Consider the following 13,023-nt stretch of genomic DNA (forward strand, 5'->3'; position numbering starts at 1 on the left):
CGTTAACTTAATGTTGTGGTCACTTCCTGCAGCTCTTTGCCATCCAGCTCGCGCTCAAAGCTGCGCAGACGTTTGTAGATGGACATCAGCTCCACCAGCGTCGTCCAGGAGCTAATCAAGTACTGGAATGAACCGCGAACCTGGCTGAAGACGTTGGTTATCTGCGTCATCAGGCCCAGCGTAATCGTACCGGCAACAATCGACGGAAACAGCAGGAACAAACCGAAAACGTTATCCACTTGCAGGTAAAGAATACGAGCGATATTGAAATACATGTAGTGGAAATAGAGACGGAAATAGTTGCGGCGTACGGCGCTGAACAGCTCACGAACGGTCGGCGGCGTCGCGCGGTTGGCATCATCCTCGCCATAAACCAGCTCTTTACGGTAGGCCGCTTCAACGCGCTGGTTTTTAAACTCCAGCCCCGGCAGCTTAATCCCCACCACCGCCAGCAGGCCAGTTCCCATTAACGACCACACAATCGCGGCAATCACCAGGCCGTACGGCAGATGACCAACAATCGGCAAGTCCGGCACGTGCGCGGAGAGCGTCACCAGCACCGGCAGGAAGGCGATAAGCGTCATCACCGCGTTAAGGAAGCTGACTCCCATGCTTTCTAACGTTGAAGCAAAGCGCATAGTGTCTTCCTGCACACGCTGCGCGGCGCCTTCTATATGACGCAAATGTTGCCAGTGCGCCATATAATGCTCGTTCATGGCGGTACGCCAGCGGAAGACGTAGTGGCTGACGAAGAAGTTGTTCATCACACCGATAAGCACCGCGATAATCGCGATACCGAGGAATATGCCAATTTCCTGATAAAACTGGTTAATGCTGACCTTATGCGGCGTCGCCAGCGCGCTCTGAATCAAATCGTAGAACGGCGCGTACCAGGCGTTGATCGCCACCCCGACTTCAACGAGGAACCAGGTGACGAAAATAATCAGCGAGGTGCCGAGAATCGACCAATATTGCCAGCGATGTGGGCTGTAAATGAACCAGAACAGGGCGAAAACCCCGACGCACAGCGCGTAGAAGGCGTAGAACACCAGGTAATTAAGCGACCAGAAGCGCGCTGCGCTGATCGCGACATCCTGCGATGCGCCAGTGATTCGCAGCAGCCAGTCGCCGCCGCCCGCCTGCCAAAAGATCACTGCCAGCAGCGACCAGATAAAGGCAGAAATAAAAAACGGCCCCGGTTTGGGGAAAAAAGATTTAAACATCATGCTCTCCTGCTAACTTCTTATCGTTTTATTATGCTGTGTACCACGAAAACGCCCGCCGCAAAGGTGTCGCAGCGGAGCAAAAAAGTGGGCGGGTTATGAGACCGAATGTCAGCGGCTTAGTTCGCCTGCCATTCGCGAAGAATTGTTTCTGTGAGTTTCACGTGTAAAGGATTGCCAGGTACCGTCAAGGTACGCCACACCTCGTTGTAGTGGGCAATCAGCGTGGTGGCCTGCGCCGCCGGGCGGTTGGCGGTGGTGTGAGCATCTTCGGCGACGGTAATGGCATAGCCGCGGCTGGCGCCGTTTTTGATGGTGGTATCGACGCAATAATCTGTGGCGCAGCCGCAAATTACAAACTGCTTGATATCATGCTCGTGCAGCACCTCTTCCAGCCGGGTGTGGTAAAAGGCATCGCAAGCGGTCTTGGTGACGTACAGCGCGCCAGCGGGTTGCTCAAGTTCAGGTAGCAAATCAAAACCTTCGCTTCCCTCTTCCAGACCGCCCTCTTCACTGTGCTGAATGAAGATAACGGTATCCGCCGCCCGCACCAGGCGGTTTATCTGCGCGACGCAGCGTTCGCGCTCAATACGCGGCGTTGCGAAAACGCCGTTTTGCATATCCACTACCATTACCACCCGTTGAGCCGCCATTGTCACTCTCGCTACCAATCATTAGCCAAACGGTAATCATACGCGCCCGCAGGTAAAAGCGGCTATCCAAAAGCATAAAAAAGGATTTTTTACGCCGCGTTACGTTTTTCCGCACAGATTCGCGTTATTCCCGCTTTGCTCGGCGTCGCTTCGTAGTATAAATACGCTCTATATTTTTCTTCACAATGATGGATGCCCCCGTTGAAACGTAGTCTGCTCATTTTTGCTGCGCTGTGCGCGGCGTCGTGGACATCGGTCCAGGCCGCACAACCGAGCGTCGACCCGGAATTCGCCTCTGATGTTGTCGACCGTTACGCTAATCATATCTTCTACGGCAGCGGCGCGACCGGTATGGCGATGGTGGTCATTGACGGTAATCAGCGCGTGTTTCGCAGCTTCGGCGTGACGCGTCCCGGCAGTAATGAGCACCCCCAGCTCGATTCGGTGATTCGTATCGCGTCACTGAGTAAGCTGATGACCAGCGAGATGCTGGTGAAGCTGCTCGACCAGGGAGTGGTGAAGCTCAACGATCCGCTGAGCAAATACGCCCCGCCGGGAGCTCGAGTTCCCACTTATCAAGGTAAGCCCATCACGCTGGTGAATCTGGCGACGCACACCAGCGCTCTGCCGCGTGAACAGCCCGGCGGCGCGGCGCATCGTCCGGTATTCGTCTGGCCGACGCGTCAGCAGCGCTGGAACTGGCTATCCACGGCGACGTTAAAAACCGCACCGGGTTCGCAAGCAGCCTATTCTAATCTGGCGTTCGATTTGCTGGCCGATGCGCTATCTACCGCCTCGGGCAAGCCTTATCCGCAGCTGTTTGAAGAGCAAATTACCCGTCCGCTGGGGATGAAAGACACCACCTTTACGCCTTCTCCGGACCAGTGTCAGCGTCTGATGATCCCTGAGAAAGGGGCCAGCCCGTGCAACAACACCCTGGCCGCTATCGGCAGCGGCGGCGTCTACTCCACGCCGGGCGACATGATGCGCTGGATGCAGCAGTTCCTCTCTTCTGACTTCCACACTCGGGGTCAGCAGGCGGATCGTATGCAAACGCTGATTTATCAGCGCAGCCAGTTAACGAAGGTGATCGGTATGGACGTGCCGGGTAAAGCCGATGCGTTGGGCCTTGGCTGGGTCTATATGAAGCCGAAAAACGGTCAGCCGGGTATTATCCAGAAGACCGGCGGCGGCGGCGGTTTTATCACCTATATGGCGATGAATCCGCAAGCTAACGTTGGCGCGTTTGTGGTGGTCACCCGCTCGCCGTTGACGCGCTTTAACAATATGAGCGACGGCATCAACGATCTGGTCAGCGAATTAAGCGGCGTCCGCCCCACCATTGAGACAGCCAGTCAATAGCCTTTAGGGGTGTTTTGCCTGCGATTCATCAGGATCGTTTTGGCAAAACATCCCGCCGCCAATTCAGGTAGACTATCTTTTTTCATTTCACAAAATCAGGCAAACCATGACAGATTTAATCACTCGCCCACGCCGCCTGCGCAAGTCCGCTTCGCTACGTGCCATGTTTGAAGAGACAACACTGAGTTTGAACGACCTGGTGTTGCCGATCTTTGTTGAAGAAGAAATCGACGATTACAAAGCCATCGAAGCCATGCCGGGCGTGATGCGCATACCGGAAAAGCATCTGGCTCGCGAGATTGAGCGTATTGCCAACGCCGGTATCCGTTCAGTGATGACCTTCGGGATTTCCCACCACACCGACGCCACCGGCAGCGATGCCTGGAACGAAAACGGCCTGGTGGCGCGCATGTCCCGCATCTGCAAACAAGCGGTGCCGGAGATGATCGTGATGTCCGATACCTGCTTTTGCGAGTACACCTCGCACGGTCACTGCGGCGTACTGTGCGATCACGGTGTCGATAACGATTTGACCCTTATCAACCTCGGTAAGCAGGCGGTGGTAGCCGCTGCCGCAGGCGCGGATTTTATCGCCCCTTCCGCCGCGATGGACGGTCAGGTGCAGGCAATTCGCCAGGCGCTGGACGCCGCCGGATTCACCAATACGGCGATTATGTCCTACTCCACCAAGTTCGCCTCATCATTCTACGGCCCGTTCCGTGAAGCCGCGGGTACCGCGCTAAAAGGCGACCGTAAAACCTATCAGATGAGCCCGATGAACCGCCGTGAAGCGATTCGCGAGTCGCTGCTTGACGAAGCCCAGGGCGCCGACTGCCTGATGGTCAAACCGGCCGGCCCATACCTCGATATCCTGCGCGACCTGCGCGAGCGCACCAACCTGCCATTAGGTGCCTATCAGGTAAGCGGCGAATACGCGATGATTAAATTCGCCGCCCAGGCCGGTGCTATCGACGAAGAGAAAGTGGTACTGGAAAGCCTCGGCGCCATCAAACGTGCCGGTGCGGATCTGATCTTCAGCTACTTCGCCCTCGATCTGGCCGAAAAGAAAATCCTGCGTTAATTCAGGTCCCCGGGCTACGCGCTCACAGCTATCTGTGGGTTGGTAGCCCGGACAGGCGCAACGCGCCGCCTCCGGGAAAGTCACCTTAACGACGCTCGCCGCATAATAATTCCTTCACCTCCCCACCCCAATCAACAGGATACAAACTAAGACTTACATCGCGATGAAAGGTTGAATAGGGCCAATCCCGTACCTGCCTTACCCACCCGTGCTTAACCGGATTGATATAAATGTAATCAACATGGCTACGATAGTCCTCTTGGTTACGAATGGCGTGTTCCCAATACCTTGGTTGCCACACGCTTTGCGCGCCTGTTAAACCTGAAAAATGCTTTTTAATTGATCGCCAGCGCGATGGAAAATCGCTGTCGTTGCCAGGTAGGGTCCAGACGCAATGAAGGTGTTCGGGGAGCACAACCCAGGCATCAATATGAAAAGGTTTCTGTTTGCGGAATATTGCCACCGCCTGGCGTAATGCATCAATACGATGAACCAGAAACCGACTCTCTCTGTCGCGTAAATTGACGGTGAAAAACCAAGTCCCTCCATTAATGTAATGACGACGATAATCGACCATCGGATGCCCCTGCCAAAGATTTTTTGCCTGTTCCACCAGGATAAAAGAGGGCGAGGTTAGAAGGCAATTAACTGGACATCAATCTGGAAAAGCGCTCGCAACTTTTTCACATATAGCCTTCCCGGAGGCGGCGCTGCGCGCCTGTCCGGGCTACCTGCTCCGGCCCCCGCAGCTCGCCCCCCCCAAAATCTTCACCCAACTGTAATCTGAGCGACATCTGCGCCTTCTACTGTCTGGGCAGGACGGAGGAGGTGCCACCATGTTTAGTCTCGACAATGTACTCGATGACCTGTGGCCTCAGGCGAGGCCAGCTCTCTGGCAGAAAAAGGTGCTGAAAAAGCTCCTGCATGAGGAAGAGTTTCAACAGTTTGCCGCACGTCACCACCACCTGAAAGGACTGGATACGGTCGAACAGGTGCTCGAACATCTCAATATCCGCTGCGCTATCCCGGCGCACGATCTCGAAAAAATCCCCGAACATGGCCCGCTGGTCATTATCGCCAACCACCCCACCGGCACGCTCGACGGCCTGGCGCTGCTCTACGCCGTCTCCCGGGTACGTAGCGATGTCAAAGTGGTTACCAACCGCATGCTTAACCATCTTGAACCGATGAGTTCGCTGTTTATTCCAGTCGATAACATTAATGGCCGCACCGCCAAAGCGGCGCTACAGCAAATGGACCAGCAGTTGCAAAACGGCGGCGTGCTGATTTTCTTCCCGGCAGGCGAAGTTTCACGCCTGACCCGTCGCGGCATCCGCGATAAAAAATGGCACTCAGGATTTATCAAGCTGGCCGCCAAATATCACGCCCCGCTGCTTCCGGCGTGGATACGCGCGCACAACAGCGCGCTGTTTTACGCCAGCACTCTGGTGTCGGCAAATCTCCCGCTGCTCCTGTTGATGCAGCAAATGTTCCGCCGCCGCAACAGCAGCCTACCGGTCAATATTGGGCAACAGATTGCCTGGTCAGCCTGGTTCGACCCGCAGGCCTCTTCTCGCGAGCTCACCGAACGCTGCTATCGTCATCTGGAACAACTCGGAAAAGGGCTGCCGGGGATCTTTAAAACCGAAAGCACTATCGCTCGTCCCGAAGCCCGGGCCCTGCTCAAGCGTGAACTAAATAAGGCCGAAACGCTGGGACGCACGGCGGATGGCAAAATCATTTATCTCTGGCAGCGCCACGGTCAGGAAGACGCGCCGGTGCTGCGCGAGCTGGGGCGTCTGCGGGAAATTGCCTTTCGCGCGGTCGGTGAAGGTAGCGGTAAACGTCGCGACGTAGACGGTTACGACGATGACTATCTGCACCTGATTTTGTGGGATGAAGAAGACCTTGAGATCGTCGGTGCATACCGCTTTATGCCGACCGCCATGCAGCTGGAAAAACGCGGGCTGGAAGGGATTTACAGCTCCAGCCTGTTCCATTACGACGAACGCATGGACGATATTCTTCAGCACGGCATTGAGCTGGGGCGCAGCTTTATCCAGCCGCGCTACTGGGGTCGTCGTGGCCTGGACTATTTGTGGTCCGGCATCGGCGCGTATCTGGCGCGCTATCCGCACTATCGCTATCTGTTCGGTCCGGTGTCGATTTCTGGCGGCTTGCCGCCTGCCGCGCGGGATCTGCTGGTGGCGTTTTACCGCCTGTGGTTCCCGGCAACTCATCCGCTGGCGGAGTCTCGTCGCCCCTACCCCGCCTCACTGCCCGATGTGCTGGCACAGTTTGCCGGTGAGGATTATAACGACGACCTGGCCCGACTGAAGTCCCTGCTCGGCAATCTCGGCTGCGCGATCCCGCCGCTGTATAAGCAGTACTCGGAAGTCTGCGAGCCGGGCGGCGTACAGTTTATCGATTTCGGCAGCGACCCGGATTTCAATAACTGCGTGGATGGTCTGGTGCTGGTAGATTTGACCTATCTGAAGGCGAATCGATATCAGCGCTATATTGGCGTGCATCTGGATGCGCAAAAATCGGCATAAAAACCTTTTCCCGGAGGCGGCGCGCTGCGCCTGTCCGGGCTACGGGTTTACAGCTTTCTGCGGGCCGGTAGCCCGGACAGATGCGCAGCATCGCCTCCGGGAAGCCGCGCGCAATGCAGCTTCCGATTTTCTCTACGGCTCGCGGCGGATGCCTTAGCCAGGCTACAGGAATTACCCCGCCCGGTAATACGGCTTGTCCCCGAGGATCGTCGCCCGGTGCATAATTCGCCGCTGCGGCAGGTAATCGGCGTTAGCGTAATGCTGGGTTACGCGGTTATCCCAAATCGCCACATCGTTCGGCTGCCAGCGCCAGCGCACCTGGAAGTCCGGTTTGGTGACGTGGGCAAACAGGAAGCTCAACAGCGCCTCGCTCTCTTTCTCCGTCACGTCAACGATGCGGGTCGTAAACCCTTCATTCACAAACAGCGCCTGTTTCCCGGTTACCGGATGGGTTCGCACCACCGGATGCAGCAGCGGCGGATTTTTCGCCACCGCCTCCAGCCAGCGCTGATGCTCCTCTTCGGTTTTGCGATATTTATACTCCTGGAACGATTTACGGAAATCATGCTCCGCGCGCAGGCCGCTCAGCAGCTGACGAAATGGCTCAGAGAGCGCCTCGTACGCGGCAATGCCGCTGGTCCACAGGGTATCGCCGCCGGTAGACGGCAGCTCTTTTGCCGCCAGAATCGCCCCGGCGGGCGGCGTTTCAATAAAGGTAACATCAGTGTGCCAGTTATCGTTATCCGGCGGATTATCGTCGTGAGTATCGAGAACGATAATTTCATCAACGCCGGGTGCGTGCGGGTAGACCGGATGAATATGCAGGTCGCCAAAGCGCAGGGCGAGATTGCGCTGCTGCTCAGGGGTAATATTCTGCTCGCGCAGGAACACCACCTGATGGCGCAGCACCGCGTGATACAGCTGCTCAAACTGGTTGTCGCTCAGCGGGCGGGTCATGTCGACGCCGGAAACCTGTGCGCCAATGTATGGCCCCAGCGGGGTAATGCTTAAACGTTCACTCATTGTACTTCTCCATGCCAGGGGGTCAGGCGACGCTGCAGCGCGCGCAATCCCAGTTCCAGTAAAAAGGCGATGATCGCAATCACCGCGATCCCGGCCAGTACCACATCGGTGGCGAGGAATTCACCGGCGGACTGCACCATAAAACCTAAGCCGCGGGTAGCGGCAATCAGCTCTGCGGCCACCAGCGTTGACCAGCCGACGCCAAGCCCGATGCGCAGGCCGGTAAGAATTTCCGGCAGCGCGCCGGGCAGGATCACCAGCCACAGCACCTGCGCTTTGCTGGCGCCTAAAGATTGCGCGGCGCGAATGCGTACCTGCTGGGCGCTCTTGACGCCCGCCAGCGCCGACATCGCCACCGGCGCGAATATCGCCAGGTAGATCAGCAGGATCTTTGAGGTCTCGCCGATGCCAAACCAGATAACCATCAGCGGTAAATAAGCCAGCGGCGGCACCGGGCGGTAAAGCTCGATCAGCGGGTCGAGGATCCCGCGCACCGTAGGGCTCAGCCCCATGGCGATCCCTACCGGTACGCCGAGCAGCACCGCCGCCAGCAGCGCGATCACGATACGCGTCAGGCTCGCCGCCAGATGCTGCCAGAGAGTGGCATCCATAAAGCCCTGCGGCCCGGCGATGGTAATCAGTTTCTGCAATACCTGCCCCGGCGACGGCAGAAACAGCGGGCTAATCAGCTGTAGGGCGGCGACGGCCCACCAGATAACCAGCAGCACCGCCAGGGTTGCCACGCTCAGGGTGAACTGGCGCGAGAACGGCCAGCGCCACTTCAGCGCCCGCTGACGCGGTTTGTCGTTAATGACGATACTCATGAGAAAGCCTCCCGTTGCTCAAATACCCGGCTGAGGACGTATTCACGCTGTTCGATAAATTTCGGGTCCGATTTGATACTGCGGCAGGATTCCCCGGCAACAAAGCGGCGGCCAAAATCGAGCGGCAGACGTTCAAGAACGCGCCCTGGCCCCGGCGAGAGCAGCACCAGCTCGGTGGCCATAAACACCGCCTCTTCGATATCGTGGGTAATCAGCAGCACCTTCTTGCCGCTCTCATGCCACAGATTGAGCAGCAGGGCTTGCATTTGCTCACGGGTGAAAGCATCCAGAGCGCCAAACGGTTCATCAAGGAGCAGCAGCTGCGGGTTGGCCGCCAGCGCGCGGGCAATCCCTACCCGCTGCCGCTGACCGCCGGAGAGTTGCCAGATAAAGCGCTTTTCCGCCCCTTCAAGGCCCACTTTTTTCAGCATCTGCGCGGCGGTTGCCCGGCGCTGCGTTTTGTCGACGCCCGCTAGCTGCAGCCCGAGCGCGACGTTATCCTGCACGTTGCGCCACGGCAGCAGCCCTTCGTGCTGAAATACCACGCCGCGATCGGCCCCCGGCCTTTCAACCCGCTGCCCTTCAAGAGTGATGCTGCCGTGCTGATAAGGCACGAATCCGGCAATCAGGTTCAGCAGCGTAGTTTTACCGCAGCCGGAGGGCCCGAGTACTACCAGCAGTTCACCGCTGTCCAGCGTCAGGTTGATATCCGCCAGCGCCGGTTTGCCGCCGTAGTCGGCGGAAAGATGCGAGATGTGCAGCATCATGACCTCCTTATTTCACAAAACGGTCGGTAACGTACTGGCTGTAGTCGCTCCCGGCGGCGGGCACTTTGCCCTGCTCTTTCAGGAACTTCGCGGTATCGATAATGGCTTTATTGACCGGCCCGTTCAGCTCCTGCGCCTGCTGGGCGGCGGTCAGGTAGGTATTGCCTTTCACCAGCCCTGGCACGTCGGCTTCCGGTACGCCGCTTAAGCGCGCCAGCTTGCTGATATTTTCCGGTTGCTTCAGCCACTCGTCAGGGTTGGCGATGTAGGGCTGCTGGGCGTCGATGGCGCTTTTGGCGAAGGCTTTCACAATCTCAGGATGCTTTTCGGCAAAATCTTTACGTACCACCCAAACGTCCAGCGTCGGCGCACCCCACTCACCCACCTGCGACGAATCGGTCAGGACCGTGCCGTCTTTCTCCAGCGCGTTAACCGCCGGAGCCCAGACGTAGGCACCGTCAATATCGCCGCGCTGCCAGGCGGCAATAATCGCTGGGGGTTGCAGGTTGAGGATCTGCACCTGGCCCGGCTTGATACCCCAGTGCTTCAGCGCCGACAGCAGGCTATAGTGCGTCGTGGAGATAAACGGCACGGCGATGCGTTTGCCGATCAGGTCCTCTGGTTTGGTGATGTTCTTCTTCACCACCAGCGCTTCGGAGTTACCGAGCTTTGAAGCCAGCAGGAACACCTCAATCGGCACCTGTTGGGTGGCGGCGACCGCCAGCGGGCTGGAGCCGAGGTTGCCGATTTGTACGTCACCGGAAGCCAGCGCCCGCACGATGCTCGCGCCGCTGTCAAACTTGCGCCAGTCGACGGTGGCCCCGCTCTCTTTGGCAAAGGTGTTGTCCGCCTGGGCGACTTTCGCCGGCTCAGCGGAGGTCTGATACGCCACGGTGACGTTAACCGCCTGCGCCTGGAATGCCGCGAGAGCCAGGGCGGCAATAAGAGTAATACGCGATGATAGTGCCATAGTGTCTGCTTCCCTTATCCCCGTCATACTTCGAGTAGCATGTGCGTTGTCTGCACTTGTTCCTCCCTGTCACATAGTTATCTATGCTCCAGGAATGCCCAAGTTTGCCGCCTTCCTGCTACTCGAATTATTTAGGGGTATGAATGTGTATAGATGCAGTATTTCCGGCGCGATGCGTTTGATGAAGTAATTAAAAATTCTTGCTAAGAACAAAGTGTTTTTAGAAAAAAAGCGGCAATGGTTAGTTAATCTTCACAAAAACCGCCACCGCGCTTTTATTGCAATTTCGTTACATTCGTTACATATCCACACCCCGACGATTGCCAGCGCAGCGGCGGCAGGCATCATAGGGCCATGATCCGCGAAGAGAGTAGAAACATGATTCGAGTGGTGCTGGTCGATGACCATGTGGTGGTGCGTTCCGGTTTTGCACAGTTGCTCAGCCTCGAAGAAGACCTCAACGTTGTTGGCCAGTTCAGCAGCGCGGCACAGGCGTGGCCAACGCTATTGCGCGATGACGTCAATGTGGCGGTTATGGATATCGCCATGCCGGATGAAAACGGCCTGAGCCTGCTAAAGCGCCTGCGCGCACAGAAGCCGCAGTTTCGCGCCATTATTCTGAGCATTTATGACGCGCCCACCTTTGTGCAGAGCGCGCTCGATGCCGGGGCCAGCGGTTATCTCACTAAACGCTGCGGCCCGGAAGAGCTGGTGCAGGCGGTACGTTCCGTCGGGATGGGCGGTCATTACCTGTGCGCCGATGCGCTACGGGCGCTGCGCGGCGGCGCAAAACCGGCGCAGGTGCTGGAAGTGCTCACCCCACGTGAACGCGAAGTGTTTGATTTACTGGTCAAAGGCGACAGCGTCAAGGAAATAGCCTTTAAGCTCGACCTCAGCCACAAGACGGTGCACGTCCATCGCGCCAACGTGTTGGGCAAGCTGCAATGCCAGAGCACGATTGAGCTGGTGCACTTCGCTCTCGACCACCAACTGCTGGCAGGGCATTAATGTCGCGCGGCCTTCGCCACCGGGTCATTTCGCTGTTCATTGTACTGGCCTGGGGTAGCGGCTGGCTGATGCTGTGGACGCTCGGTTTTTACCTGACCCATAACGGCCAGCAGGCGGCGCTGTTTCTGCCACACGGCGTCTATCTGGCGCTGCTGATCCTGCTTTCCCGCCGCTACTGGCCCGCGCTGGTGCTCCCCCCCATGCTGATGCTGTTCTGGCTGCACAGCGAACAGTTGCTGAACGGCTACACCTTGCTGGCCGCGCCGCTGATTAGCCTGCTCCCCGCCGGTCTGGCGCAACAGTTCTGGCACCGTTTTCCTCTTTACTGGCAGCGGCTGACGCTGCTGCTGGCCACGGTCAGCGTAAGCGCATTACTCAACACCGCGCTGCTCTCGCCGTTTGTGAAAAGCCCGGCAATGATGCTTGGCCTGGCCTCGTTTACCGGCGGCGTGCTGCTGACACCGTTTGTCTATCTGATTTTTGAATTCCTGCGCCAGCAGCACCGCTATCATCTGCTGGGTCTGGATACGACCAATCCGCCGCTGCGCACCTCGCTAATTATCTGGTGCAGCCTGTTTTTTATCATCGGTATCGGCACCCAGATGGTGTTGTCGCCGGAAATTGAACGCCTGCTGCTGATCGTCGTCTTTCTGCCAAACGTAGTGATGGCGTGGAAGTTTGGCTGGCAGGGCGGCGTGCTCTCCGGCCTGCTGGGCAGCATGATGATCACCATTGCCCGCCAGGTTGGTGTGGGATTCAACAATCTGGTTGAACTGGAGATCTTTCTGGCAACCCAGGCGCTGCTCGGCATCGGTCTGGGGATTGCCATCAGCCGCCAGCAGCATCTGGCGCAAAACCTGCACCACTACCGCCAGCGGCTGGAAGCGGAGCTGGCGGCACGACGCGCGCTGACCGAAAAGCTGATCCATACCGAAGAGGACACGCGCAAAAATCTGGCGCGCGAGCTGCACGACGAAATAGGCCAGAACATCACCGCTATTCAAATTCAGTCACAGCTGGTGAAACGGGCGCGCGATCCGGCGCAAACCCAGGCCGCCGCTAGCCAGATTAACGATCTCGCCCGGCGTATCCACCACTCCACCCGCCAGCTACTGCGCCAGCTGCGCCCACCCGCCCTTGACGAACTGTCGTTTAAAGAGGCGCTGCACCACCTGCTCAACGAATTTGCCTTTGCCGAGCGCGGCATCTGCTGCCGCTTTGACTATCAGCTTAGCGCCACCCCGGAGAGCGAAACGGTACGCTTTACCCTCTATCGACTGCTGCAGGAGCTGCTCAATAACGTCTGCAAGCACGCCGAGGCCAGCGAGGTTGCCATTACCTTGCTTGAGCAGGGAAAGTCGTTGCGCCTGGAAGTCAGGGATAACGGCGTCGGTATCAGCGCCGACAAAATTGCCGGATTTGGTATTCAGGGGATGCGCGAACGCGTCAGCGCCCTGGGCGGCGAGCTAACGCTGGAATCACGGCACGGCACGCGAGTAATTGTTAACTTGCCCACAAATTTGCAACAAACAACCTGCTAACCAGGAAAAAGTCTTA

At 57.6% G+C, this 13,023-nt stretch carries 12 protein-coding genes; 5 read left to right on the forward strand and 7 right to left on the reverse strand.

Annotated features, from left to right (window positions below):
• Positions 1 to 2 precede the first annotated feature (2 nt).
• Positions 3 to 1,223 carry a peptide antibiotic transporter SbmA gene (gene sbmA, locus ACMYSL_RS22705; RefSeq protein WP_181486482.1) on the reverse strand — a complete coding sequence of 407 codons (1,221 nt, stop codon included), beginning with the start codon at positions 1,221 to 1,223 and terminating at the stop codon, positions 3 to 5.
• A gap of 119 nt (positions 1,224 to 1,342) precedes the next feature.
• The gene (locus ACMYSL_RS22710; protein WP_167492891.1) at positions 1,343 to 1,855 is read right to left on the reverse strand and encodes a cysteine hydrolase family protein; all 513 of its coding nucleotides are present in this window, start codon (positions 1,853 to 1,855) and stop codon (positions 1,343 to 1,345) included.
• A gap of 222 nt (positions 1,856 to 2,077) precedes the next feature.
• Here ACMYSL_RS22710 and ampH point away from each other — a divergent pair, with 222 nt between their 5' ends.
• A complete protein-coding gene (gene ampH / locus ACMYSL_RS22715) occupies positions 2,078 to 3,238 on the forward strand; it encodes a D-alanyl-D-alanine-carboxypeptidase/endopeptidase AmpH (RefSeq protein ID WP_434660000.1) in 1,161 nt (386 codons plus the stop codon).
• Between the two features lie 106 nt (positions 3,239 to 3,344).
• A complete protein-coding gene (gene hemB, locus ACMYSL_RS22720) occupies positions 3,345 to 4,319 on the forward strand; it encodes a porphobilinogen synthase (RefSeq protein WP_181483396.1) in 975 nt (324 codons plus the stop codon).
• Positions 4,320 to 4,404: 85 nt separating this feature from the next.
• On the opposite strand, the gene ACMYSL_RS22725 is transcribed toward hemB, so the two are convergent.
• Positions 4,405 to 4,896: an REP-associated tyrosine transposase gene (locus tag ACMYSL_RS22725; protein ID WP_434660001.1), complete on the reverse strand. Its 492-nt coding sequence runs from the start codon at positions 4,894 to 4,896 to the stop codon at positions 4,405 to 4,407.
• A gap of 259 nt (positions 4,897 to 5,155) precedes the next feature.
• Between ACMYSL_RS22725 and ACMYSL_RS22730 the strand changes: the two genes are divergently transcribed.
• On the forward strand, positions 5,156 to 6,874 hold the full coding sequence (locus ACMYSL_RS22730) for a lysophospholipid acyltransferase family protein (RefSeq protein ID WP_434660002.1): 1,719 nt from the start codon (positions 5,156 to 5,158) through the stop codon (positions 6,872 to 6,874).
• A gap of 171 nt (positions 6,875 to 7,045) precedes the next feature.
• Here ACMYSL_RS22730 and tauD read toward each other — a convergent pair whose 3' ends face one another.
• The 4 genes from tauD to tauA are packed head-to-tail and all read right to left on the reverse strand — an operon-like array spanning position 7,046 to position 10,458.
• Positions 7,046 to 7,897, reverse strand: coding sequence for a taurine dioxygenase (gene tauD / locus ACMYSL_RS22735; protein WP_434660003.1), 852 nt, complete (start codon positions 7,895 to 7,897; stop codon positions 7,046 to 7,048).
• Entirely contained in the window at positions 7,894 to 8,721 is an 828-nt protein-coding gene (gene tauC / locus ACMYSL_RS22740) for a taurine ABC transporter permease TauC (RefSeq protein ID WP_434660004.1), read from the reverse strand. The genes tauD and tauC overlap by 4 nt, the downstream gene beginning before the upstream one ends.
• The gene (tauB, locus tag ACMYSL_RS22745) at positions 8,718 to 9,485 is read right to left on the reverse strand and encodes a taurine ABC transporter ATP-binding subunit (RefSeq protein WP_434664210.1); all 768 of its coding nucleotides are present in this window, start codon (positions 9,483 to 9,485) and stop codon (positions 8,718 to 8,720) included. The genes tauC and tauB overlap by 4 nt, the downstream gene beginning before the upstream one ends.
• Before the next feature lie 10 nt (positions 9,486 to 9,495).
• Positions 9,496 to 10,458, reverse strand: a complete 963-nt coding sequence (gene tauA / locus ACMYSL_RS22750; RefSeq protein ID WP_434660005.1) for a taurine ABC transporter substrate-binding protein — start codon at positions 10,456 to 10,458, stop codon at positions 9,496 to 9,498.
• Between the two features lie 378 nt (positions 10,459 to 10,836).
• Here tauA and ACMYSL_RS22755 point away from each other — a divergent pair, with 378 nt between their 5' ends.
• Both ACMYSL_RS22755 and ACMYSL_RS22760 read left to right on the forward strand, forming a co-directional pair.
• A complete protein-coding gene (locus tag ACMYSL_RS22755) occupies positions 10,837 to 11,466 on the forward strand; it encodes a response regulator transcription factor (protein ID WP_182236641.1) in 630 nt (209 codons plus the stop codon).
• Positions 11,466 to 13,007 carry an MASE1 domain-containing sensor histidine kinase gene (locus ACMYSL_RS22760; RefSeq protein WP_304256487.1) on the forward strand — a complete coding sequence of 514 codons (1,542 nt, stop codon included), beginning with the start codon at positions 11,466 to 11,468 and terminating at the stop codon, positions 13,005 to 13,007. Before ACMYSL_RS22755 ends, ACMYSL_RS22760 begins: the two co-directional genes overlap by 1 nt.
• Positions 13,008 to 13,023: the final 16 nt, after the last annotated feature.

Origin of the sequence: Klebsiella sp. MISC125, assembly GCF_051131775.1 — a bacterium.
Classification (GTDB): Bacteria; Pseudomonadota; Gammaproteobacteria; order Enterobacterales; family Enterobacteriaceae; genus Klebsiella.

What these genes read in the sequence shown, in the direction of transcription:
- sbmA (WP_181486482.1), bottom strand. Translation starts at nt 1,223, where the DNA reads ATGTTTAAATCTTTTTTCCCCAAACCGGGGCCGTTTTTTATTTCTGCC.
- tauD (WP_434660003.1), bottom strand. Translation starts at nt 7,897, where the DNA reads ATGAGTGAACGTTTAAGCATTACCCCGCTGGGGCCATACATTGGCGCA.
- tauC (WP_434660004.1), bottom strand. Translation starts at nt 8,721, where the DNA reads ATGAGTATCGTCATTAACGACAAACCGCGTCAGCGGGCGCTGAAGTGG.
- tauA (WP_434660005.1), bottom strand. Translation starts at nt 10,458, where the DNA reads ATGGCACTATCATCGCGTATTACTCTTATTGCCGCCCTGGCTCTCGCG.
- ACMYSL_RS22725 (WP_434660001.1), bottom strand. Translation starts at nt 4,896, where the DNA reads ATGGTCGATTATCGTCGTCATTACATTAATGGAGGGACTTGGTTTTTC.
- tauB (WP_434664210.1), bottom strand. Translation starts at nt 9,485, where the DNA reads ATGCTGCACATCTCGCATCTTTCCGCCGACTACGGCGGCAAACCGGCG.
- ACMYSL_RS22730 (WP_434660002.1), top strand. Translation starts at nt 5,156, where the DNA reads ATGTTTAGTCTCGACAATGTACTCGATGACCTGTGGCCTCAGGCGAGG.
- hemB (WP_181483396.1), top strand. Translation starts at nt 3,345, where the DNA reads ATGACAGATTTAATCACTCGCCCACGCCGCCTGCGCAAGTCCGCTTCG.
- ACMYSL_RS22760 (WP_304256487.1), top strand. Translation starts at nt 11,466, where the DNA reads ATGTCGCGCGGCCTTCGCCACCGGGTCATTTCGCTGTTCATTGTACTG.
- ACMYSL_RS22710 (WP_167492891.1), bottom strand. Translation starts at nt 1,855, where the DNA reads ATGGTAGTGGATATGCAAAACGGCGTTTTCGCAACGCCGCGTATTGAG.
- ACMYSL_RS22755 (WP_182236641.1), top strand. Translation starts at nt 10,837, where the DNA reads ATGATTCGAGTGGTGCTGGTCGATGACCATGTGGTGGTGCGTTCCGGT.